This is a genomic window from Erwinia psidii (genome assembly GCF_003846135.1).
Taxonomy (GTDB): Bacteria; Pseudomonadota; Gammaproteobacteria; order Enterobacterales; family Enterobacteriaceae; genus Erwinia; species Erwinia psidii.
Genome location: NZ_RHHM01000005.1, coordinates 132,610 through 155,823 on the forward strand (window position 1 = coordinate 132,610; position 23,214 = coordinate 155,823).

The following is a 23,214-nucleotide window of genomic DNA, read 5'->3' on the forward strand; positions in this document are numbered from 1 at the left end:
TAAGATCAGAGATATGAAACGGCCAGCCTGGGTTTTGCGGCACCGATGAGCCTGCAAAACATGTTTATCAGTGGGCAGGCAATAAATCGGATGGTTATGCAGGAAAAAGTATTTCACACCGGCCGCAGTCAGTTTTCAGCGCGGGTCAGAAAGCGTAACGTAAAAACAGGAATATGGCCCCGTTTCAGGAGCCATAAGTAAGATTATCTTTGAAGATATCAGAAATGCAGTGTTTGCGTTGTCAGATTGGCATAATCGTCCAAATTACAGCAGGTTAGCGGCTGATCTGATGCCCAATGATACCACCGACAGCGGCGCCACCGACGGTACCCAGACCGCTGCCGTTAGTCAGAATAGCGCCGCCAAGTGCACCTGCCCCTGCGCCGATAGCAGTATTGCGATCGCGTTTAGACCAGTGTGAACATGCGCTCAGGGAAAGCACTAATGTTGTGGCCAGCAGGCCAGCGGTAATGCGTTTTGCAGTTATTGTCATTTTCACTTCTCCATCATTGCTGCTACAGATATTTCTCCTGAAATCTGAAAAAGTATCTGCGTACCCGGCCGCTGTTACTGCATCACTGTGATACATCTCAAGATGAGAAATCACATTTTATTAACGCATTATGTCGGCTTGTTTATATTGTATGTTTTTCTGCCTGGACTGGCAGGTAAAAAATCTTATTTCCGCCACAATTCTGTGACCTGTAGCGAGAACCTGCCTCTCATCCAGCCAATGTCTCCATACCATGCTACCGCAACGAAGGGGAAAATAGAGCAAATGGCAAGGGGAGAGAGACAATGCTGGAAATACTCAAACAACAGGTACTGGAAGCCAACCTAGCGCTGCCACAATATGGATTGGTGGTATTTACCTGGGGCAATGTGAGCGCGATCGATCGCGCCAGCGGGCTGATGGTGATCAAACCTTCTGGTGTCAGCTATGCGGCGATGAAACGTGACGATATGGTGGTGGTGGACCTTGCGACGGGCGAGATTATCGAAGGCGAAATGCAGCCTTCCTCCGATACCGCCACTCACCGGGCGTTGTATCTTGCCTGGCCTGAGGTGGGAGGGATCGTCCACACACATTCCCGACATGCCACCATCTGGGCGCAGGCAGGGCTTGATCTTCCCGCCTGGGGAACCACTCATGCGGATGATTTTTATGGTGCGGTACCCTGTAGTCGTCAGATGACTGCCGACGAAATTCAGTCAGGTTATGAATGGCAAACCGGGCAGGTAATTGTTGAAACTTTTCAACAGAGAGCGCTTGATCCGCTTGCCATCCCCGCTATTTTGGTCAATTCACACGGGCCTTTTTGCTGGGGAAAAACGCCAGAAGAAGCCGTGCATTCCGCTGTGGTGCTGGAGGAGGTTGCTTATATGGGCATTTTCAGTCGGCAACTGACACCCGCATTATCTGCCATCGGACAGCCGCTTCTGGATTGTCACTATTTGCGCAAGCATGGTAAAGATGCCTGGTATGGGCAGAAAAACCAGTAAGCGAGCATACCTTCAGGCGTGTTTCAAAAGAGAGTGTGGCGGGAGTAAAAGTGGGATAACCGCAATTATCCCACCGGGCTGGCGATTTATGCGAAGGGACGGGCCACAATGCTGCGGGTTTCCATACGGACTTCCGCAATGGTAACGTCGATCACATCAGTCACGCGATATGCCACTTCCCCTTTAATCTGCACAGTGCCATTCTCCTGGCTGCATACCAGCTCATCACGCACGGCGTGAATGAATGGGGCAGGGATAAAGGCTACCGCACCGTTGGCGCTCAGACGTACGCGCATCCCACCACGCGACACATCAATGATCTCGGCGCCGAAGCGCTGGTCTGTACCTGCCGCTTTTTGCAGAAAGCGCGAATAAAGCCAGTCGCCAACATCACGCTCTGCCATACGGTTAAGACGACGCCGCTCGCTCATCCTGATGGTAACTTCTTCCTGTGGACGGTCAGCGTTTGTGCCCCGGACAATCGATTTAAGCAGGCGATGGTTAATCATATCGCCGTACTTACGAATCGGTGATGTCCAGGTGGCATATGCCTCAAGCCCCAGACCAAAGTGCGGTCCTGGCTCGGTACCGATCTCAGCAAATGACTGGAAGCGACGGATCCGGCTGTCGAGGAACTGAGTGGGCTGCGAGTCCAGGTCACGGCGCAATACGCGGAAACCTTCCAGCGTGGCAATGACCAGTGGATCGACCTTAACGCCGTGATTCTCCAGTACGGCGGCTGCCTGCTCTGCATTACTGGCATCAAAGCCGGGATGAATGTTGTATATCCCAAAGCCAAGCCGTTCACGTAATACGGTGGCAGCACAGATATTGGCGGCGATCATCGCTTCTTCAACGATGCGATTGGCTATGCGTCGGTGCTCCGCAATGATATCAAGCACTTCACCTTTTTCGCCCAGAATGAAGCGGAAATCCGGGCGGTCTTTAAACACCAGCGCGTGCGTCTGACGCCATTCTGCACGGCTCAGACAGAGACGATGCAGAAGCCGGATTTGGTTGGCGATCGCCTCGCTTTCTGGCTGCCACTCACCACGCTCTTCCAGCCAGTCAGAAACGTTGTCATAAACCAGTTTGGCTTTTGATTCAATCCAGGCAGCAAAGAAATGCGGTTCACCCAGTGATCCATCAGCTGCAACGGTTACGCGGCAGGCCATTACCGGTCGGCGCTCATGAGGACGCAGGGAGCAGAGATCGTCAGACAGCTGGCGTGGCAACATAGGAATGTTGAAGCCAGGCAGGTAATTAGTGAAGGCGCGCTTTGCTGCGATACTGTCCAGTTCGCTGTCCGCGGCAACATAGGCAGTAGGGTCTGCGATCGCGATGGTCAGCGAAAGTTCACCGTCCTGTGTCCCCTGGACATAAAGGGCATCATCCATATCTTCGGTACTGGCGCTGTCGATGGTGACGAATTCCAGCGCGGTGAGATCTTCACGCACCAGATTTTCGTCGAGCATTTCACCAGCCATACCTTCCGGGGCTTCACGCTCAAGGTTGTGGCGGGCAAGCGTTACCCACCACGGGGCGAGGTGGTCATCACCGTGGGTAATAAAAGCGGTCAGTTCAGCGTAGAAAGTACGATCGCCTTTCAGGGGATGTCGTCGCATCTCAGCCACCGCCCAGTCGCCGTTCTGAAAGTCATGCGTCAGGTTACGATCGGCGCGGCACTGGATAGCCTCTTTCAGCAGTGGGTGATCGGGAACAATTGACAGGCGATCGTCTTTTTTCTGTATGCGCCCCACAAAACGGCTCAGAAAAGGTTCAACCAGTTTTTCCGGATCGGCGACTTCACGATCTTTGTCGGTTTGCAGCACCGCGATTACCCGATCGCCGTGCATCACTTTTTTCATAAACGGTGGTGGGATGAAGTAGCTCTTTTGCGCTTCGACTTCCAGAAAGCCAAAGCCTTTTTCCGTGCCTTTCACCACACCTTCAACACGTGGCGTCTGGGAGTGGAGTTTCTCTTTGAGCTGCGCGAGCAGCGGGTTATCCTGGAACATAATCTCAATAGTTTTCGTGGCCTGTAAGCGGCAGACAGTTTTACGCGATTAACGCTCCCGCGGCAAGTAAAAAGCCGGTATAACCCGGCTTTTTACAGGGGTAAGGCGCTGTCAGTCAGGCAATACGCCGGTCGGATTTCAACACAGAACGGGTAATGGTTACCGGAATTGATTTTGATGTGGGTGTACCGCTTTCGTCGCCAAAACTGGAAAGCGGTACCAGCGGATTGGTCTCCGGGTAATAGGCTGCAAGATTGCCGCGCGGGATATTGTAGGGCACCAGTTTAAAACCGGTCACTTTGCGGGTAATCCCGTCATTCCACAATGTTTCAATATCCACATCAACACCCGCCGCCAGGCCTAACCCGGCCATATCTTCCTCGTTAATAAAAAGCACTTCACGCTGGCCATAAACACCGCGATAGCGGTCATCCAGCCCATAAATCGTGGTGTTGTACTGATCGTGCGAACGCAGCGTTTGCAGGGTAAAAGGCGCGTCAACACCGTTGCCCAACGGGGGGAATAATGATGTGGGCAGACGCGCATGACTGAACTGAGCTTTATTACCCGGCGTGTGAAAACGTAATTCCGCTGCGGCATTGCCCAGATAAAAACCGCCTTTAATATCACACCTGGCGTTGAAATCGCTGAATCCGGGGAGAGTGGCGGCAATATGGTCGCGGATTTTGTGGTAGTCGGCTGCCAGCGACAGCCAGTCAAGTTTTTCATTCCCCAGAACGGCATCAGCGATACCTGCAACGATGGCCGTTTCAGAACGTTGAGTTTCAGCTATTGGCTTACCTACGCCTTCGGAGGCGTGAACCATGCTGAAGGAGTCTTCCACCGTAATAAATTGTGGGCCGCTGGCCTGAATATCCTGCTCGGTGCGGCCCAGCGTCGGGAGGATCAGTGCATCTTCTGCACCGGGGCACAGATGGCTGCGGTTCAGCTTTGTACTGATTTGCACCGTCAGAGCACAGCGCCGCAGCGCGGCTTCAGTACGGGGACTGTCCGGTGCTGCAGCGGCAAGGTTGCCTCCCAGGGCGATCAGTACTTTCACGTCGCCACGCAACATGGCTTCCAGCGCTTCAACCGTGTTGTGGCCGGGTCCACGCGGCGGCTCAAAGCCAAAATGGTCTCTCAGACTGTCAAGAAAGGCGTCGGAGGGTTTCTCATCAATGCCCATGGTGCGATTGCCCTGCACATTACTGTGACCGCGCACCGGGCACAGGCCGGCACCTTTTTTGCCCAGCTGACCAAACAACAGTTGCAGGTTGGCAATTTCCCGCACGGTATCAACCGAATGTTTATGCTGCGTGATGCCCATAGCCCAGGTACAGATCACCCGTTCTGCACGCTGATAAATGGCTGCTGCTTCGCGTAACTGCTGTTCGCTCAGGCCGGACTGTTGCGTGATCTGCTGCCAGGTGGTGTCGGCCACCACATCCAGATAGGCCTGCATCCCTTCGGTATATGTATCAATAAACGCCAGGTCAAAGAGGCCTTTGTCACCGTTTGCCAGCTGTGCGTGGTGAGTCTCCGCCAGGGCTTTTACCATGCCCCGCACTGCCGCCATATCACCACCCAGCCTGGGCTGATAATAGGTGGAGCTAATCGCACCGGCTTTACTGGTAACGACTTCCAACGGTTTTTGCGGATCGGCAAAGCGTTCAAGCCCACGTTCGCGCAGGGTATTGAACGTGACAATTTTTGCACCGTGATCCGCCGCATGGCGCAGGCTGTGTAGCATTCTGGGATGATTGGTGCCGGGATTCTGGCCAAAGACAAAAATCGCATCCGCATAGTCAAAATCATCGAGACGAACAGTGCCTTTCCCCACGCCGATGCTGCGTTTCAGCCCGATACCGCTGGCTTCATGGCACATATTGGAGCAGTCAGGAAAATTGTTGCTGCCATTCATCCGGCCAAACAGCTGATAGAGCCATGAAGCTTCGTTACTGGCACGGCCTGAAGTGTACAGCTCCATCTGGTCCGGGTTATCCAGCGCGTGAACGTGGCGGGCGATCAGCCTGAAGGCATCGTCCCAACTGATGGGTTGGTAACGATCGGTTTCACGGTGATAGCGAAGAGGCTCAGTCAGCCGGCCCTGATATTCCAGAAAATAATCACTCTGCTGATACAACGCTGCCACACTGTATTTCGCAAAAAAGTGGGCATCGACATAACGGCGGGTTGCTTCCCAGGTGACGGCTTTCGCGCCGTTCTCACAGAAGCTGAAGGTGCTTTTATTATCATCTCCCCAGGCGCAGCCTGGACAGTCGAAGCCTCTGGCCTTATTCATGCGCATCAGATTGCGCATATTTTTAAGCACCTGTTTGCTGTCGAAAACGAAACGGGTGGTGGCTTCAAGAGAACCCCAACCACCTGCGGCGGCCTTATAGGGTTTAATGGTGGTTTTAAATTTCATAGTATTACGCCGATTGTGATTCGGTTTAACTGTTACATACAGTCTATGCCTGATTGTCTGACACAGACCAGCCACAGAGAAAAATTGTCTGATTTATTCAATCCCGCGCAGGATCGGCTTTGTTTCTGGTGGATAGCATCCTACAGATGCTGTTTTCCTTACAGGGACATCCCGCCAAAAATAGCCTTCTGTTTGCCCATTGCTCATCGCATTACGTTTAGCGCCAAAGACAGGTTGACAAGCGCTTTTTTAAATATAAACTGTACAGTACGGTTCACTTATGAGGTGGTAAAAAATAATGTCAAAGCTCTCTTATGGTATGTGTATCCTGGCCGCAGCATTTATGTTGTCTGGCTGCGTTTCACTATTCTGATACAGGAAAATAATATGAAGCCACTCTTCATGCTGTTGATCGCCGTAGCGGCGTGTACGCTGTCCGGTTGCCTTTCCATCGGCAGCCATATCTGATTATACGGTAATAACGCTGCCTGTAGATATTGAGCCTGTTTATTTAACTGCTTTAACGTGAGCAATTAAAACATGGGCTCAATCATGACTTATTCATTCATCACTGCCAGGAGCCTCTGTGAAACTTATTTTTATAAAATCGTTGCTCTCCCTTATTCTGGTTGCGGCAGGCGTGGCTTCGTCATTCGCCTGGTTCATTGATTAAAGGGAACACCCGGATATCGGACATTATTATTTTGATACTTTCCAACTGTAGCCGACTGTCGTCGGGGAAACCGCCCGAAAACCGCGGTAAGGCTACTTTTCAGATTTAAGTTACTTGCAAAGGCTGGAAGAATGCAACAGCTCCAGATGCATGGTTCATGAGCTGAAATCCACCGTGCAGTGGCGATAGTGGATATTATTCCAGGGAGATTGGCAGTATGAGGACTGAAAAAATACCGAAAATGGAATTTACGGGGTGGACAAGGCCGTTACCAGCGGTCGGAAGGCGGTGTATCTGTCCCCGACAGAGAAGCAGCGCTGATGCCACAGGATGCTTTCGCCAGTCAATGGGATGACCATTATCAGCAAATCAGCAAAAGTTGCTGCCTGCACCGGTAAAATTTCAATAACCAGCGCGTCGCCCGAAAGCAGGCGCAGCCAGCATTTTACGAAAGCATCAAACACAATACCCGCATTTATCGCCACACGGCAGGGCACGCCAGTGCCATGCCGCGTTGCTGCCACCTGTTGTTCAAACAGCTGATGAACCAGCGCCTTGCGCGGGAAGGCAGCGGCGGTGGCGTTAAATTCTTTCAGCCGTTCATATTCCGCCTGTGGCAGTATTGGCGCGCTTTCCAGCAGCGCAGGTGGGTTATTAGCAGCGAACGCGGTCAACCGAGACAGACGGGACTGAAGTGCAATAATCTCTTTACGGCTAAAGTAATGAGCACCAAAATTGAATTCGATTGTGGCAGGCTGGTTTAACGCTTCGCTGTTTTGGGTAAAAAAGTACTGATAAAACAAGCGGAAACATGGTTTGACAGGATTTCGAGCCTGGTGACGCATCCCTGCATATCAACGTTGAGCCTGAATAACTCAAAGGATAGTGTAATGTCAAATAGCTGGGCACGTCCCGTCTTCTGTTTTATCTTCGTCTGTTCATTAATTTTTGTAATAGATAAGTGCTGATGTTTATAACAGCGACGTAATTCTTCTGCGGCTTTTTTCATCACATCGAAAAAGGTATCTCTGGTCAGTTTGAGAGTAATCTTGACCGGGATAACCGCAGCAAACAGGCCTACCGTGTCTTTTTGCCTGGCATTTTTTCGATTGTGTACAGGTACATCAATCACGATCTCCTCTTCCCCTGTGATGCGCGAGAAGTAGCCTGACAGGACAGCATACGTAAGATGAAGAACAGATAACCCGTGAGTTTCTGTCAGTCTTTTAATACGTTGAAAGCGTGTGTTTTCCAGCTGCCAGATTAGCGGCGCAGTAGATTCTGTTTTTATTGCTTTTATTGCACGAAGGGAGGACGTTCAGTGTGCCTGGGTATTCATACAAAAACTGGAACACCAGTCTGGCAAATTAGCTTACTGGGTCAGGGAATTGTTGTGCCGGAAAAGCAATTTTGTTGTGACCTGTGCTCTGGCAAACAAGATGACCAGAACAGCCTGGGCAATGACGACACGACAGCAGACTGATGAAACATAACGGGAAATACACCAATTTAAACAATCATTTGTCTGGTTTTACGAATACTGATTATTGATGATACGAACGGCCCACCGGCCTGTTGAGGAACCTGTGAAACGGAAAGGCTCGCTGAAGCCGTATATTTTCTGGAGGTTCATCAGGCGCGGAACTCATCAGGCCGCGGGAATAAATCCCATTCAGACGCCGGACAGATTCAGAGAAGCCAACGTATCGTCAAAATCGGTATTGCAAAAACGGGAATGACCATAGATACCGTTTCCCAAACCGAACCCTCTTGCGGTGAGTTTGCGCCACCGATCAGGCCATTTCGGAAATGACGCTGGCGACCATTGGTTCAGTGTGGCTGCTCATCATTACCTGAGGCCGTCCCCAGCGTCTGAATCAGTCGATTACTCCAGTTTGCCAGCGCCACTTGCAGGATCACATCGAACGCAACTCTGTCAGTTAAACCGGCGTTGTTTAACGGCTGTAAATGCGTGGCACTGAATCGCTCCGGCGTTCGGGTCAGCTGAGCTGCCGCCTGGATGACCGCCTGTTCGGATGGACTGGCAATAGCCAGTGCCTGCGACACGCTTTGCCGTAGTGCATCGCGTAATCTCTCATTCCTGTAACGCCACAGGCAGGCCGCACTGCCGTTAATCCTGGCGGCAACGGCGGCGGCAAGTGCGCCTTCCTGTGTCGATGCGTTTTCCCGCAAAATGTTAATCAGCGTTCCCCAGCCATGCAACGTTGCTGCATCGTGCGCCAGCAGCCATGCACAGTCACTGAACTCCGGTTGCGGTTGGCACCAGGTGAGTACCTCCAGCTGGCTGGCTGAAGCGTAGCGTAACTCAACCGGTGGCAGTAGCGGCTGCCATTGGGTGACAGGGTTAAAACATTCTGCGGTGGCATCTTCCGGTTCTGCCAGGCCGGGAAACCAGCGTACCGGCAGGGCGAGAAGGGCATTTATCCCGGCCACCACCCTCGCCTGGTAGCTGATAAAACCGGTTATCTGGTTATAGGTGATAATATCCGGTACGGTCAGCCCCACCTCGTCAAGACGCCGCAACGCGACCGGGGTAATTAATGCGGGTTGGCTGGCCAACTGGCGGGCATATTCGGTCATTTGCGTCAGTCGGAGGTTGCTTTCTCTTGAGGGATCGGGACCGGCAAGAGGATTAAGCCTGGCGGCGTAATGATTGCACAGCCGCTGGATACCGGTCACCTGCGCCACTGTCAATGCGGCGCTTAGCCGGTCATAGAGCGTCAGGGTATGCGTCATGGAAGTGTCCACATGTCGTGGAAACAACAGCTGATAAAGATCGCGTGAAGCCAACAGGGCAGGCTCAATCCGGTCAAGATGGCTTTTCACTTCCGCACCACAGAGCGCGTCGAGACCAAGCAGAAAACGGTCGCCAATCTCCGCCGCCTCAGGAACCAGCGGTGCGGTGGGAGCGGTCAGCGTGCATTGCGTTTCGTGATACAGATGGCTGTTGCCGGAAAAACGGCGCTGTTCCATGATGATTCCTTTTCAGCGAGGAGGTGGCTATCCTCGCCCAGGAGATCTGTCGGACAAAATAACGTTCGGTGCTAATCAATATCGGAAAAGCATAAAAGGACGGCAGATCAGACCGGATGGTCCCGGCGCCATGCATCTGCGGTCAGGGCTTCACCAAAATGGCTGTTAATCAGCCGTCGGGTGAGATCGTGCAGCGGACTGGCAAGCACCTCCGCCGTACTGCCCCGTTCCACCACCTCTCCCTGATGCATCACCAAAACCTGATCGCTGATGTGTTTCATCATTCCCAAATGCTGGGTAACGTAGATATAGGCGATACCGTGTTTGTCCTGTAATTCCAGCATCAGATTGATCAGTTGTGAACGCATTGACATATCCAGCGAGGCCAGCGCTTCGTCTGCCACAATGACTCTGGGTTGCAGGATCAGCGCGCGCGCCAGCCCTACACGCTGCTTCTGACCGGGGGCGAGCATGTGTGGGTAATAGCCTGCGTGATCGCGCAACAGACCAACCTGACGCAGCGTGGCGATAATGCGCTTTTCCCGTTCCTCCGGTGAGAGAGCGGTATTCAGTCGCAGTGGCAAATCGAGGATCTGGGCGATCCGCTGGCGGGGATTCAGCGCCGTAGAAGGGTCCTGAAAAATCATGCGGATATGCTGGCTGCGATAGCCATAATCACCGTACTCCAGTGGATGATTATCAATCACAATATCTCCGGCCGTGGGGACCACCATGCCACTGAGCATTTTTGCCAGCGTCGATTTACCGGAGCCGTTCTCACCGATGATTGCCAGTGTCTGCCGCTCGCGAAGCATAAAACTGACCTCTTTGACCGCTTCAACATGCTGTCGTCGGAACAGGCCGGTGCGGTAGCGGTACGTTTTGCTCAGATTACGCACTTCCAGCAGGGTTTCGACCATCACGAATTCTCCATGTTGAGCGGGAAGTGACAGGCGAACAGATGCGTTTTCGTACCGGTCAGCCAGGGGCGTGCAATACAGGTTTTCTGCGCGTAGGGACAACGGGGACCAAGGCGGCATCCGGCGGGCAGATGCTCCAGAGAGGGGATCGCGCCTGGCAGCGTATTCAGGCGGCCCTTATGTGGCAAGGAGCGACCAAAATCCGGCATGGCGCGGATCAGCGCCTGGGTATAAGGATGATGCGGTGCGGCGATCAGCTCCTCACTGGGGGCGGTTTCCACCGTTTGTCCACAGTACATCACATTAATGCGATCTGCCCACTGACTGAGCATCTGCAAATCGTGACTGATCAGCAAAATGGTGGTGTTGTTGTTCTGATTCAGGCGTCTCAGCAGGCGAAATATCTGCGCCTGGGTCGTCGGTTCCATTGCGTTGGTGGGTTCGTCGGCAATCAGCAGGCGTGGCTGGTTCGCCAGGGCAATGGCGATCATCACTTTCTGGCATTCGCCTTCCGTCAGTTCGTAAGGGAAACTGCTCATAATGTCTTTATGATCTTTAATGCCGACCCGGTGCAACAGATCGATAGCCCGACGCCAGCGCCAGCGGAAGCGCTGATACCAGCGGCCTTTCCAGGTCCAACCCGGTATCGCCTGCATCAGTTGTCGCCCGATACTTTCGGAAGGATCAAGACAGGATTGCGGTTCCTGGAAAATCATCGATACATTATTTCCCACCAGTTTGCGTCGTTCGCGGGGGGAGAGACGCAGCAAATCGATATCATTAAAACGCATCCTGTCAGCGGTGACACGCCAGTTGTCTTTGGTCACACCACAGATGGCTTTGGCAATAAGGCTTTTCCCTGAGCCGGATTCACCCACAAGGCCACGAATTTCACCCTCATTCAGGATCATATTCACCCGGTCAACCGCTTTGACCGGGCCTTCGGCGGTCATAAATTCAATGGTCAGATTACGAATATCGAGCAGCGGCATTTATTCCACTCCCGCAACAATGGCCCGGCGAATGCCGTCACCTAACAGATTGATAATCAGCACGCTCAGCATAATCGCGGCGCCCGGGAGCATCACCGTCCAGGGAGCTACATAGATCAGCTCCAGTGCATCTCCCAGCATGGCACCCCATTCCGGTGAGGGCAACTGCGCCCCAAGATCGAGAAAACCCAGCGCGGCAATATCGAGAATAGCGATGGACAAGGCGCGGGTAAACTCGCTCACCAGCAACGCAAGAATATTGGGAAAAATAGCGTGGCAAAGAATATTCCAGCTGCTGGCACCATCCAGACGGGCGGCAACAACATAATCTTTTTCCAGCTCATCATGGACGGCACTGTAGATGGACCGCACCAGACGTGGAATGATCGCCAGAAAAACCGCCAGCAGGGCATGTTCCAGCTTTGGTCCCAGAAAGGCGACCACGACGATCGCCAGCAACAGCGACGGAATAGACAACAGCGTGTCGAGGATATGGTTCATCACTGCTGAACGCAGACCGCGAGTCAGCCCGGCAAGCGTACCCAGTACCGTGGCAAACAGTGCCGCAAGCAGCGTGACCAGAATGGCTGAACCGACGGTGGGGGCTGCACCGCTCAGCAGGCGGCTGAGCACATCGCGGCCGAGATCGTCAGTGCCCAGGAAGAAAGAGACATCACCGTAGCGTGACCATGAAGGGGGCTGCAACTGGTACCCGAGGAACTGCTGATCCAGGCCGTAAGGTGCCAGCAGGCGGCCAAACAGACAGATCAGCATCAGCGCGATAAAGGCATAAAAGCCGACCATCGCGGTGGTGTCACGATAAAAAAGCCGCCAGGTGTGACGTAAAGGACTGGGCAGCCGTTTCTCGGCGTATATGTCAACGGAGGGCATACCATTCCTTATGCTTAAGTGGATTCGTCATTGCACCCAGAATATCAGCCAGCACATTAACGCTGATTACCATGCCGCCGATCACCATCACCCCCGCAGAAATCGCGGCATAATCCTGCTGACGAATGGCATCCACCAGCCAGTGGCCAAGACCCGGCCAGCTGAACACCACTTCGGTGATCATCGCCAGCGTCAGCATGGTGGAGAACTGCAACCCCAGACGAGGAATGACCGGTGGCAGCGCGTTATGCAACACATGGCGGCGGATAATGCCCGGCAGGGAAAGCCCTCTGGTGGTGGCGGCTTTAATGTAGTTCTGTTCCATCACTTCCCGCGTGCTGATACGCAGAAGACGCACCACTTCGGTGGTCGGCGCAAGGGCCAGAGTAGTGACGGGCAGGATCAGATGGCGAACTGCACTGATTAACATTTCATCCCGCCACGGCGAATGACTGAGCCAGGCATCTAACAGCGAAAACCCGGTGATGCTTTTTACCGGATAAAGCAGATCGAAGCGACCGGATACCGGCAACCAGCCCAGATTGAGCGAAAAAAGCAGCGTCAGTAGCAGCGCCAGCCAGAATACCGGCATGGAAAAACCCAGCAGGGCAAAACCACTGATGAGCCGATCCGGCCAGCGGTTGTACATCACCCCGGCGGTGATCCCCAGTGGAATACCTGTCAGCATTGCCAGGGTAAAGGCCATAATGCACAGTTCGAGGGTGGCGGGAAACACTTCGCGTAGCTGGCCGCCAATCGGCTCGCCGTTAACCGTTGATACACCAAAATCAAACTGGAACAGTCCCTTATACCAGAACAGCATGGCATCGCTCAGTGAAGCTCCCTGTAATGGGGCGTGAGGTGTGAAAAAGCACAGGCTGAAACCGACCAGGGTTAACATCAGCAATGTGACCAGCCACAGCACCAGACGTCGCAGTGCGTAAATTACCATGATGATTTCTCCCCACCGTTGTCCCGCCAGACGCCGGCAAATGAAGCGTTACCGAACGGACTGAGTATCAAACCGTGAATATCATAGCGGTAAGCCTGAAGTCGCAGTGAGGAAGCCAACGGCAGGACTGGCAGCGCCTGTGCCAGTAACCTCTGTGCGCGATCGTAATATTCAATGCGCGACGCTAACTGCTGAGAGCGCAATGCGTTATACAACGTCTCATCAAAAGCCGTATCACACCAGTGGGCGAAATTGGTCTGGGAACCCGCAGCGGCACAGCTTAGCAGGGGGCGGAGAAAACTGTCAGGATCGTTACTGTCCGTGGACCAGCCTGTGAGCGTCAAATCATGGTTTACCGTCATCAGCCGGGCTTCCTGGAAGCGGCCCTCGACCGGAACGATAGTCACCCGGACGCCAACCTGGGCAAGATCGGCCTGGATCAGTTCAGCTGTTTTCAGCGGACTTGGGTTCCACGATTGTGACGCAGAGGGCACCCACATGGTCAGATGCAGATGATTAACCCCCAGCGACTGCAACTGCTGACGGGACTTTTGCGGATTATATTCCGTCACTTTAACGTTATTGTTAAACGCCCACGACGCGCGAGGCAGGATCGAGGCGGCAGTCTCCGCCGTGCCATAATAGATAGACTCCATCAGACGTTCATTGTTGATCGCAAGTGCCAACGCCTGACGTACCGCGGGTTGGTCCAGCGGTGCTTTTCGGGTGTTAAAGGCCAGATAGGCAATATTCATCCCAGGGCGAAGCGTCAGACGCAGACGGGGATCGTTACGCAGTACCGAGATCTGACTGGCGGCCGGGTAGGCCAGCACATCGCACTCACCGGTCAGCAACTTTGACAGACGGCCCGTTCCACCCGCGCCCATATCGATCACCACCTGCTGCATTCGCGGCAATCCTTTCCAGTAGGAAGGATTACGCGCCAGCCGAATATACTGGCCGGTGCGATACTGACTCAGCTGAAACGGGCCAGTACCGACAGGCTGACGATCCAGCTGTTCCTGGCTATCGGCTCTGGTCAGTTGGGCGGCATATTCGGCGGAAAGTACCGGGGCGTAATGGGTAGCCAGATGCCAGAGGAAGGAGGCATCCGGGCTGTTAAGCCGGATATCGACGGTATAGTTATCGCGCTTCTTTACACTCTGCACCGTATCGGCAAATTGCAGGCTGTCAAAGTAGGGATAGCTGCCACCGTTGACATTATGCCAGGCCGAGTGGCGATCAAAAATGCGTTGAAAACTGAATACCACATCGTCTGCGTTCAGTAAGCGGGTGGGGGAAAACCAGTTCGTTTTTTGAAAGGCGACATCGTGGCGCAAATGAAAACGGTAAGTTGCACCATCATCCAACACCTCCCAGCGTTCAGCCAGTTCAGGAATTAAGCGGTAGGTATAGGGATCGACATCCAGCAGCCGGTCATACAGCTGGGCGGCCAGGGTATCCACCACCAAACCGCCACTTACCTTCTGTGGATTAAAGGTGGTCACGGTGCCATTAACACAATAGACAAAGCCGCTCTGACGGATATCGTCCGGCGGTGATGGCCAGGCTGACGCGCTGAACATGCTCAGGCCCAGCAGAAGGGAAGATATAAATATGCGCATTGAGTTATCTGGGTATCAGGCAATCCTCACAGTGTATCGTACTCTGCGGCCTCGCCCCAAATTTGGCGGTAAACTGTCTGGTTTTCATCCGTTCCGGGGGTTGTATTGTTATCAGTTGTACACAATACACCCAGTACCATTATGGAAATGAGAAAAATTCTCAACAAACAGCTTTACAAGTGGTATTGCGAATGATTATTATTCATCTGCACTTCAACGGTGGCTCTGCCGAAGAAGAGCACGACATTGCTCACATTGCTTCCAGTATTTTTAGCCCGCTATCCGCGGGCTTTTTTTATGCCCTGACTAAGTACGGTTTTGATCTCTGACGACGTACAATCCTGTTACTCCGCGCTGGGTTTCACATCAACGCTGTGTTTCTTCATCATTGCACGCAGCTGGTGATAGGTCAGACCAAGCAGCTCTGCGGCACGACGCTGGTTAAAGCGTGACTGATGCAGGCTTTTTTCCAGCAGCGCTTTCTCCTGCTGGTTCTGCCAGCGACGCAGGTCAAGGGGAAGGGTGGGATGCCGATTGTCAGCGCATTGAACGTTCTGTGTGACCTGCTGGCGCCGGAAAGGATTGAGAATAATATTATCCAGCGCCTGATCGGTGGTGCTGTGGCGATAAACTGAACGCTCCACCACGTTTTTCAGCTCCCGAACGTTGCCCGGCCAGCCATAGTCCAGCAGTGTCTGGCGGGCGGAGGCTGAAAACCCGGGAAAGAGTGGCAGCCCCAGCTCACGACTCATCTGGATAGCAAAGTGTTCCGCCAGCAACAGAATATCGTTGCGTCGTTCCCGTAAGGGAGGCAGCTGTACCACATCGAACGCCAGACGATCGAGCAGATCGGCGCGGAATTTTCCCTGTTGCGCCAGCAACGGCAAATCGTCATTGGTGGCACATACCAGTCTGACACTGACCTGTAACGGCTGGCTGCCCCCCACGCGCTCCAGCTGGCCGTACTCGATCACCCGCAGCAGTTTTTCCTGTACCAGCATCGGTGCGGTGGCCAGTTCATCGAGGAACAGTGTGCCGCCGTCGGCGCGCTCGAAACGGCCAAGGTGACGTTTTTGCGCCCCGGTAAACGCGCCGGCTTCATGGCCGAACAGCTCAGAATCAAGCAGGCTCTCATTCAGGGCAGCACAGTTCAGTGAAATAAAAGGTCCCTGCCAGCGTTCAGACAAATAGTGCAGACGGCTGGCAATCAGCTCTTTTCCCGTTCCCCGCTCACCGGTCACCAGTACAGGCTTGTTTAACACTGCCACGCGGGAAACCTGCTCCAGCACTTCAAGAAAATTGTTCGACTCACCTAACAGACTGTCGTTAAATTCACTCATGAAATTCACCATTTTTTAGTGATTCAGACCACATTATCCCAGCGCAATGCCGATGTAAAGATAATTAAATCAATAAAATCATGATGATAAAAATATGGCACGTAATTTGAATAAATATGACCAGCGCATCGCGCCATCAGATCAGACTAGTAAGTAATGAGGATTTTAATTATGGGTATTTTTTCTCGTTTTGCCGATATCGTTAACGCCAATATCAACGCTTTGCTGGAGAAAGCTGAAGATCCGCAAAAACTGGTTCGCCTGATGATTCAGGAAATGGAAGACACCCTTGTGGAAGTCCGCTCCACTTCCGCCAGAGCGCTGGCGGAAAAGAAACAGCTGCTGCGTCGTATCAGCCAGGCGGAAACCCAGCAGTCGGAATGGCAGGAAAAAGCTGAACTGGCACTGCGTCGTGACAAAGACGATCTGGCCCGTGCCGCACTGATCGAAAAACAGAAACTGACTGAACTTACCGCCTCCCTGAAAAGTGAAGTGGAGCAGGTTGAAGAGACGCTGACCCGGATGAAAAGCGAAATTGGTGAGCTGGAGAAAAAACTTGGCGAAACCCGGGCTCGTCAGCAGGCACTGTCACTGCGTCATCAGGCTGCCTCATCTTCACGCGACGTCCGTCGTCAGTTGGACAACGGAAAGATCGATCAGGCGATGGCGCGGTTTGAATCTTTTGAACGTCGTATCGACCACATGGAAGCCGAAGCTGAAAGTCAGCGTTTCGGCAAACAGAAAACGCTGGATCAGCAGTTTGCCGATCTGCAGGCCGATGATGAAATCGGTGAACAGTTGGCGGCGTTAAAAGCCAAAATCAACCGCAGCGAGTAATGCGATTTAAACCAGCCATGAGCGAATGTCGTTATCAGGGCTGAATTGCAAGGAGAGTCAATGAGCGCGTTATTTCTGGCCATTCCACTGACAATATTTGTACTGTTTGTGGCACCGATCTGGTTATGGCTTCATTACAGCAACCGCCAGAACGGCGGCAACGATGATTTATCACCTGCAGAGCGCAAACGGCTGCAACAGCTTACCACGGAGGCCGCCAGAATGCGTGAACGTATCCAGGCGCTGGAAGAGATCCTGGATGCTGAGCACCCTAACTGGAGGCAGCAATGACAGGGGGCAAAAAACTGTACCGCATTCCGGCGCGGGGTAAGCTAAAAGGGGTTTGCGCCGGAATAGCTGACTACCTGGATATCCCGGTGCGACTGGTGCGGGTGATTGTGGTGCTGTCGCTGTTTTTCGGTTTGTTTATGTTTACCCTTATTGTTTATTTCGTGCTGGCTTTCGTACTGGATGAGCAGCCGGAGGAGATTTTCGCTCAACATGACAGCGCGCCCTCGGCCCATCAGCTGCTGGATCGACTGGACACAGAACTCTGCAATGGAGAACGCAGCCTGCGTGAAATTGAGCGTTATGTCACCTCAGAAACGTTCAGCGTTCGCAGCCGTTTCCGCCAGCTTTAACTGTCACTGTCGGCCCGTCTGCGGGCCTTATTCTCCCTGAGGAGTACTGCGATGCGAAACGGCTATGCCGCGGTCCGAAGCCATGTCACACCGCTACTGAAAAAAACCGGTAAATTTGTTTTAATCGGCGTACTCACTTATGGTCCGGTGGGGCTGACCGGCCTGTTGGTGAAATCGGTAGCACGTCGGCCGCTCAAAATAGCGCTGGCATGGGCGCTGGAGCCGTTGCTACGGCGCGTCATACAGGTGGCAACTTCTCGCTGGTATAAACCCTGAGTCTGCTCAGGAGGGCTGTAAACGGATGCACAACTGAAAAGGCAAGTGATGAGACGACTCCAGAATGAATTATTGTCATTGGTCAACCGGAGCGCGGATCGCCACCTGCGCCTTGCTGTTACCGGTCTCAGCCGCAGTGGCAAAACGGCTTTTATTACCTCTCTCGTCAATCAGCTGCTGAATGTTAATACGGGTGCGCGATTGCCGATGTTTTCTGCGGTGCGTGAACAACGTCTGCTGGGCGTTAAGCGCATGCCACAACGGGATATGGGGATCCCGCGCTTCACTTACGATCAGGGGATAGCACAGCTGTACGCCACCCCCCCGGCCTGGCCGACGCCGACACACGGCGTCAGTGAAATATGTCTGGCGCTGCGTTTCCGTTCACAGGGATCCTTGCTGCGTCACTTCAGGGACACATCCACGCTTTGGCTCGATATTGTCGATTATCCCGGCGAATGGCTGCTTGACTTGCCGATGCTGGCACAGGACTACTTCAGCTGGTCACGACAGATGACCGGACTGCTGCACGGCGACCGTGCCCATTGGTCGACAGAGTGGCAGCAACTGTGTGAGGGCCTGGATCCTTTCGCCCCGGCAGATGAGAACCGTCTGGCAGAGATAGCCGCCGCGTGGACCGACTATCTGCATAAATGCAAACGGGAAGGCATGCACTTTATTCAGCCGGGCCGCTTTGTGCTGCCGGGCGAGATGGTGGGCGCCCCGGCATTGCAATTTTTTCCCTGGCTAAAGCCGGATGAAGTCGGTGCTTCACGGCTGGCACAGGCCACTGACACCAGCAATATTGGCATGCTGCGCGCCCGCTATAACTATTACTGTCAGCATGTAGTAAAAGGTTTTTATAAAAACTATTTTCTGCGTTTCGACCGACAGATCGTGCTGGTTGACTGCCTGCAACCGCTCAACAGCGGGCCGCAGGCCTTTAACGATATGCAACTTGCACTGACCCAGCTGATGCAGAGTTTTTCCTACGGCCAGCGGACACTGTTCCGCCGCCTGTTTTCACCGGTTATTGACAAGCTGCTGTTTGCCGCCACCAAGTCCGATCACGTTACCAGCGATCAGCACGCTAACCTGGTGTCCCTGTTGCAACAGCTGGTACAGGATGCATGGCAGCATGCGGCATTTGAAGGTATCAACATGAAGTGCATCGGACTGGCTTCGGTGCAGGCAACGCAAAGCGGTGTGGTGGATCATCAGGGTGATAAACTGCCTGCACTACGCGGACACCGGCTCGAAGATAACCAGCCGCTGACCTTTTACCCCGGAGAAGTGCCACCACGTCTGCCGGCTGATGATTTCTGGCAGCAGCAGGGCTTTCATTTTGAGCAGTTCCGGCCACAGCGACCGGATATTGATCGTCCACTGCCGCATATTCGTCTGGATACCGCACTGGAGTTTTTACTGGGAGATAAACTGCGATGAACGCACCGTTAAAACCACGCATCGATTTTGCGCAGCCCCTGGAAGCAGGCAGCGAGCAGTCGTTAAAGGCAGCACAGGTTTTTGACCACAACGCCAGCCAGTTTATGGCTGTCGATGCCGAAAAAGAGCCGGCTGAAGAGGGCGCCGGTGAAAAAGCGGTGGAAGCCGCCCTGCGGCCCAGACGTAGCCTGTGGCGAAAAATGGTAAAAACAGGCCTTCTGATCCTTGGCGTAAGCGTGGTTGCTCAGGGAGCGCAATGGGCGTACCACGCATGGCTTCAGCAGGACTGGATCGCGCTGGGGGGCTGCATGGCAGGCGGACTGATTGTTTGTGCCGGAGGCGGTTCACTGATTGCTGAATGGCGACGTCTCTGGCGTCTGCGGGAACGCGCGCAGGAACGGGATGTGGCGCGTGAACTGTTGAACGGCCACGGGATGGGTAAAGGACGTGAATTTTGCGAAAAACTGGCCCGCCAGGCGGGGATCGAACAAAATCATCCGGCGTTACAGCGCTGGTATGCTTCATTGCATGAAACGCACAACGACCACGACGTTATCGTCCTTTACGCCCAGCTGGTCCAGCCGGTGCTCGACAGGCAGGCACGTTACGAGATCGGCCGCAGCGCCGCTGAATCCACGCTGATGATCGCGGTCAGTCCGCTGGCACTGGTGGATATGGCATTTATCGCCTGGCGCAATCTGCGGCTTATCAACCGAATTGCCGCACTGTATGGCATTGAACTGGGCTATTTCAGCCGCCTGAGACTGTTCCGCCTGGTGATGCTCAATATTGCTTTTGCCGGCGCGTCTGAGCTGGTGAGGGAAGTGGGGATGGACTGGATGTCACAGGATCTGGCGGCCCGTTTTTCAGCAAGGGCGGCACAGGGCATTGGGGCTGGTTTACTGACTGCCCGTCTTGGGATTAAGACCATGGAATTGTGTCGTCCACTCCCCTGGCTGGAAGACGATAAGCCACGTTTGGGCGACTTTCGGCGCGATTTGATCGCACAGCTTAAGGAAACGCGGAATAAATAACCAACTGTCAAGATTTCCTTCCATGCCACTTCTGACACCAGTGCCAATAGCGTATTATCAGAGGTCACCCGCTTTGATGAAGGTTGCAACGCATGCGTCTGGAAGTTTACTGCCAGGACAGACTGGGTCTTACCCGCGAACTGCTTGATTTACTTGTGGAACGTCGCATTGATTTGCGTGGGATCGAAATTGCCGCCATTGGACGTATCTACCTCAATTTTGCTACCGTCGATTTTGACCAGTTCCGCCAGTTGATGGCAGAAATTCGCCGTATAACTGGCGTTACAGATGTCAGAACGGTGGCATTTCTTCCTTCCGAACGGGAACATCGTGCGCTGAGCGCGTTACTGGTGGCGCTACCGGAACCGGTGTTCTCCATCGATTTGAAAGGTAAAATTGAGCTGGCTAATCCGGCAGCCCAGACGCTGTTTTCGCTTAATGAAGACAGAATGCACAACGTCAATGCCGGAACGTTAATCACCAGTTTTAATTTTCAGCGCTGGGTGGAAAGCGACCATTCCAAATTGCAGGCTCATCATACGGTCATCCAGGGCCGTGACTTCCTGATGGAGATCACCCCGATTTTCGATTCAGGCACAGACGATCGGCCAGACAGCCCGGCAGGTGCCGTCGTGATGCTGAAGTCCACCGCAAGAATGGGTCAGCAGTTACAAAACCTGGCGGTGAATGATGACGGTGACTTTCAGCACATTGTGGCGGTGACGTCAAAAATGCGCCAGCTTGTCGATCAGGCACGCAAGCTGGCGATGCTGGATGCTCCGTTGCTGATTATTGGTGATACAGGCACGGGTAAGGATATGCTGGCACGGGCCTGCCATCTCCGCAGCCCACGAGGCAAAAATCCGTTTCTGGCGTTGAACTGTGCTTCATTGCCTGATGATGTGGCAGAAAGTGAACTGTTTGGCCACGCTGCCGGAGCTTATCCCAATGCGCTGGAAGGTAAAAAAGGCTTTTTTGAACAGGCTAATGGCGGTTCGGTATTGCTGGATGAAATTGGCGAGATGTCACCGCGCATGCAAACCAAACTGCTGCGTTTTCTCAACGACGGGACTTTTCGGCGCGTGGGGGAAGAACATGAGGTTCATGTGGATGTGCGGGTCATTTGTGCCACCCAGAAAAATCTGACAGAACTGGTTCAGCGCGGAGAATTCCGTGAAGATCTCTTTTATCGCCTCAACGTATTAACGTTGAATCTGCCACCGTTGCGCGACCGCCCCCAGGACATTCTGCCACTTACCAGCCTGTTTGTTGCCCGTTTTGCTGATGAGCAGGGCCTGACACGCCCCCGGATCTCCCCACAGCTCAATGCCTTTCTCAGCCGCTACAGCTGGCCGGGCAACGTGCGTCAGTTAAAGAACGCGCTTTATCGTGCGTTAACCCAGTTGGAAGGGAATGAACTGCAACCGCAGGATATTGCCTTGCCGGAATTTTCATCGCCGTTGCCGCTGGATGAAGAGGTACTCGAAGGCTCGCTTGCTGAGATCACCAGCCGTTTTGAACGTTCAATTCTTACCCGGCTTTATGTCTCTTATCCCAGTACACGTAAACTGGCAAAACGCCTGGGTGTCTCCCATACGGCCATTGCTAATAAACTGCGCGAGTATGGGCTGAGTCAGAAGAAAAACGACGCTGAGGATAAAAACATAACCATACCGGACGAAGACAGATGAACGCGCTGGCTGTTTTCAGCACTGAACCGAACAGGATGTATCTGCTCAGGCCCGGACGAATTTTGCGGGTTGCGCCTGAGACAACCAAACCAGGGGCTTAATTGCGGGCCTGCGAGCAGAGCAAATCCACCATCGTGGTGAGATATTTTTCGCAGGCCTCATCGGCAGAAACGGGGGGCAGCTCAGCTGTCATGACCGGCAGATTGCGTTCCGCACACCAGCAGCCAAAGGAGCCGGGAGTGTCATAGCCGGGCGATGCCACCAGCGGCAGGTGCATTCTTTTGGCCAGCCAGTGTCCCAGCGAGCTGCTTTGCGGATCGTCAATGCATGCCAGCGGTTCATGGAAGGTAACGACCCATGCGGGTTGTACCCGTTCAATCAAATCGCATAATGCCTGTGTTTCAGGTTCTGACGCAGGCTGGTCTCCGGTGGAGAGCACCACATCACGCTCTGTGGCCTTGCTGTTCCAGCGGTACAGCGTATCGCCAGCTTGCCACTCTTTTACCGGAAAATTACGATTCAAATCCACACCACGGGAATTGGCCCTAAGTCCGAGCTGGCAGCCGTCCGGGTTTATGGCCAGTATCACATGGTGGCGACGGCAGGCCTGGTGCAGGGTTGGTATGGCACAGGAAAGGGTGACCAGCGAGGCAATCGCATCGCCGTGGGTTCCGGCAAGGATCAGCCCGCTGTTTTCTCCGGCTGCTGGCGCCGGGAACCATAACAGGGGAGCTCCCATGACGCTGTAGCCATGATCCTGCTTGCTGCTGTCAGTCTGCCACGTTCAGGGCGGGGATGTATCAGTGACATGCATTATTTCCTTCGTAAATTTTCCCCAGGTTGACACAAAACGCCAGGGAAAAAAGCGTTGTTCCGTTTGCCTTTAACCAACGCAAACGGCATCGCATTATCCGTTACTGGTGACCTGAACGGCAGACAGACCGGTAAAAATG

20 protein-coding genes and 3 pseudogenes are annotated in these 23,214 nt (G+C 53.6%); 11 read left to right on the top strand and 12 right to left on the bottom strand.

Annotated features, from left to right (window positions below):
- Nucleotides 1–274 precede the first annotated feature (274 nt).
- Nucleotides 275–493, bottom strand: a complete 219-nt coding sequence (osmB, locus tag EB241_RS08115) for an osmotically-inducible lipoprotein OsmB (protein ID WP_124232691.1) — start codon at nt 491–493, stop codon at nt 275–277.
- A 305-nt stretch (nt 494–798) separates the two neighbouring features.
- Between osmB and EB241_RS08120 the strand changes: the two genes are divergently transcribed.
- Nucleotides 799–1,503, top strand: a complete 705-nt coding sequence (locus EB241_RS08120) for an L-ribulose-5-phosphate 4-epimerase (RefSeq protein WP_124232692.1) — start codon at nt 799–801, stop codon at nt 1,501–1,503.
- 86 nt (nt 1,504–1,589) lie between these two features.
- Here the strand turns inward: EB241_RS08120 and EB241_RS08125 are convergent, their stop codons facing one another.
- Both EB241_RS08125 and EB241_RS08130 read right to left on the bottom strand, forming a co-directional pair.
- The gene (locus EB241_RS08125; protein WP_124232693.1) at nt 1,590–3,521 is read right to left on the bottom strand and encodes an exoribonuclease II; all 1,932 of its coding nucleotides are present in this window, start codon (nt 3,519–3,521) and stop codon (nt 1,590–1,592) included.
- Between the two features lie 115 nt (nt 3,522–3,636).
- Nucleotides 3,637–5,949, bottom strand: a complete 2,313-nt coding sequence (locus EB241_RS08130) for an FdhF/YdeP family oxidoreductase (protein WP_124232694.1) — start codon at nt 5,947–5,949, stop codon at nt 3,637–3,639.
- Between the two features lie 934 nt (nt 5,950–6,883).
- On the opposite strand from EB241_RS08130, the pseudogene EB241_RS21945 reads away from it, so the two are divergent.
- A pseudogene (locus EB241_RS21945) lies at nt 6,884–7,014 on the top strand (IS256 family transposase); the annotation flags it as partial.
- A 368-nt stretch (nt 7,015–7,382) separates the two neighbouring features.
- Here the strand turns inward: EB241_RS21945 and EB241_RS08140 are convergent.
- On the bottom strand, nt 7,383–7,922 hold the full coding sequence (locus EB241_RS08140) for a condensation domain-containing protein (RefSeq protein WP_124232695.1): 540 nt from the start codon (nt 7,920–7,922) through the stop codon (nt 7,383–7,385).
- Between the two features lie 16 nt (nt 7,923–7,938).
- On the opposite strand from EB241_RS08140, the pseudogene EB241_RS08145 reads away from it, so the two are divergent.
- A pseudogene (locus EB241_RS08145) lies at nt 7,939–8,115 on the top strand (IS110 family transposase); the annotation flags it as partial.
- A 337-nt stretch (nt 8,116–8,452) separates the two neighbouring features.
- Here EB241_RS08145 and EB241_RS08150 read toward each other — a convergent pair.
- The 6 genes from EB241_RS08150 to sapA all read right to left on the bottom strand — a co-directional run bounded on the left by EB241_RS08150 (nt 8,453) and on the right by sapA (nt 14,996).
- Entirely contained in the window at nt 8,453–9,616 is a 1,164-nt protein-coding gene (locus tag EB241_RS08150; RefSeq protein ID WP_124232696.1) for a CMD domain-containing protein, read from the bottom strand.
- A 107-nt stretch (nt 9,617–9,723) separates the two neighbouring features.
- The gene (gene sapF, locus EB241_RS08155) at nt 9,724–10,536 is read right to left on the bottom strand and encodes a putrescine export ABC transporter ATP-binding protein SapF (protein WP_124232796.1); all 813 of its coding nucleotides are present in this window, start codon (nt 10,534–10,536) and stop codon (nt 9,724–9,726) included.
- On the bottom strand, nt 10,536–11,528 hold the full coding sequence (sapD, locus tag EB241_RS08160) for a putrescine export ABC transporter ATP-binding protein SapD (protein WP_124232697.1): 993 nt from the start codon (nt 11,526–11,528) through the stop codon (nt 10,536–10,538). Before sapD ends, sapF begins: the two co-directional genes overlap by 1 nt.
- Nucleotides 11,529–12,419 carry a putrescine export ABC transporter permease SapC gene (sapC, locus tag EB241_RS08165; protein WP_124232698.1) on the bottom strand — a complete coding sequence of 297 codons (891 nt, stop codon included), beginning with the start codon at nt 12,417–12,419 and terminating at the stop codon, nt 11,529–11,531.
- Nucleotides 12,406–13,371 (bottom strand): putrescine export ABC transporter permease SapB, encoded by a 966-nt coding sequence (gene sapB, locus EB241_RS08170; RefSeq protein WP_124232699.1) that lies wholly within the window; start codon nt 13,369–13,371, stop codon nt 12,406–12,408. The genes sapC and sapB overlap by 14 nt, the downstream gene beginning before the upstream one ends.
- Nucleotides 13,365–14,996, bottom strand: coding sequence for an ABC transporter substrate-binding protein SapA (gene sapA / locus EB241_RS08175; RefSeq protein ID WP_124232700.1), 1,632 nt, complete (start codon nt 14,994–14,996; stop codon nt 13,365–13,367). The genes sapB and sapA overlap by 7 nt, the downstream gene beginning before the upstream one ends.
- Nucleotides 14,997–15,187: 191 nt before the next feature.
- Here sapA and EB241_RS21080 point away from each other — a divergent pair, with 191 nt between their 5' ends.
- On the top strand, nt 15,188–15,325 hold the full coding sequence (locus EB241_RS21080) for a hypothetical protein (RefSeq protein WP_199737338.1): 138 nt from the start codon (nt 15,188–15,190) through the stop codon (nt 15,323–15,325).
- A 15-nt stretch (nt 15,326–15,340) separates the two neighbouring features.
- Here the strand turns inward: EB241_RS21080 and pspF are convergent, their stop codons facing one another.
- Nucleotides 15,341–16,336 carry a phage shock protein operon transcriptional activator gene (gene pspF, locus EB241_RS08180; RefSeq protein WP_124232701.1) on the bottom strand — a complete coding sequence of 332 codons (996 nt, stop codon included), beginning with the start codon at nt 16,334–16,336 and terminating at the stop codon, nt 15,341–15,343.
- Between the two features lie 171 nt (nt 16,337–16,507).
- Here pspF and pspA point away from each other — a divergent pair, with 171 nt between their 5' ends.
- The 7 genes from pspA (at nt 16,508) to tyrR (ending at nt 22,261) form a co-directional block, all read left to right on the top strand.
- Entirely contained in the window at nt 16,508–17,173 is a 666-nt protein-coding gene (gene pspA / locus EB241_RS08185) for a phage shock protein PspA (RefSeq protein ID WP_124232702.1), read from the top strand.
- 60 nt (nt 17,174–17,233) lie between these two features.
- On the top strand, nt 17,234–17,464 hold the full coding sequence (pspB, locus tag EB241_RS08190; RefSeq protein WP_124232703.1) for an envelope stress response membrane protein PspB: 231 nt from the start codon (nt 17,234–17,236) through the stop codon (nt 17,462–17,464).
- On the top strand, nt 17,461–17,814 hold the full coding sequence (gene pspC, locus EB241_RS08195; RefSeq protein WP_124232704.1) for an envelope stress response membrane protein PspC: 354 nt from the start codon (nt 17,461–17,463) through the stop codon (nt 17,812–17,814). Before pspB ends, pspC begins: the two co-directional genes overlap by 4 nt.
- A 51-nt stretch (nt 17,815–17,865) precedes the next feature.
- The gene (gene pspD, locus EB241_RS08200; RefSeq protein WP_124232705.1) at nt 17,866–18,090 is read left to right on the top strand and encodes a phage shock protein PspD; all 225 of its coding nucleotides are present in this window, start codon (nt 17,866–17,868) and stop codon (nt 18,088–18,090) included.
- Nucleotides 18,091–18,138: 48 nt separating this feature from the next.
- Nucleotides 18,139–19,536 carry a YcjX family GTP-binding protein gene (locus EB241_RS08205; RefSeq protein ID WP_124232797.1) on the top strand — a complete coding sequence of 466 codons (1,398 nt, stop codon included), beginning with the start codon at nt 18,139–18,141 and terminating at the stop codon, nt 19,534–19,536.
- A complete protein-coding gene (locus tag EB241_RS08210) occupies nt 19,533–20,570 on the top strand; it encodes a YcjF family protein (RefSeq protein WP_124232706.1) in 1,038 nt (345 codons plus the stop codon). The genes EB241_RS08205 and EB241_RS08210 overlap by 4 nt, the downstream gene beginning before the upstream one ends.
- A gap of 92 nt (nt 20,571–20,662) precedes the next feature.
- Nucleotides 20,663–22,261: a transcriptional regulator TyrR gene (gene tyrR, locus EB241_RS08215; protein WP_124232707.1), complete on the top strand. Its 1,599-nt coding sequence runs from the start codon at nt 20,663–20,665 to the stop codon at nt 22,259–22,261.
- A gap of 97 nt (nt 22,262–22,358) precedes the next feature.
- Here the strand turns inward: tyrR and mpaA are convergent.
- Nucleotides 22,359–23,071, bottom strand: a pseudogene (gene mpaA / locus EB241_RS08220) (murein tripeptide amidase MpaA).
- Between the last annotated feature and the right edge of the window lie 143 nt (nt 23,072–23,214).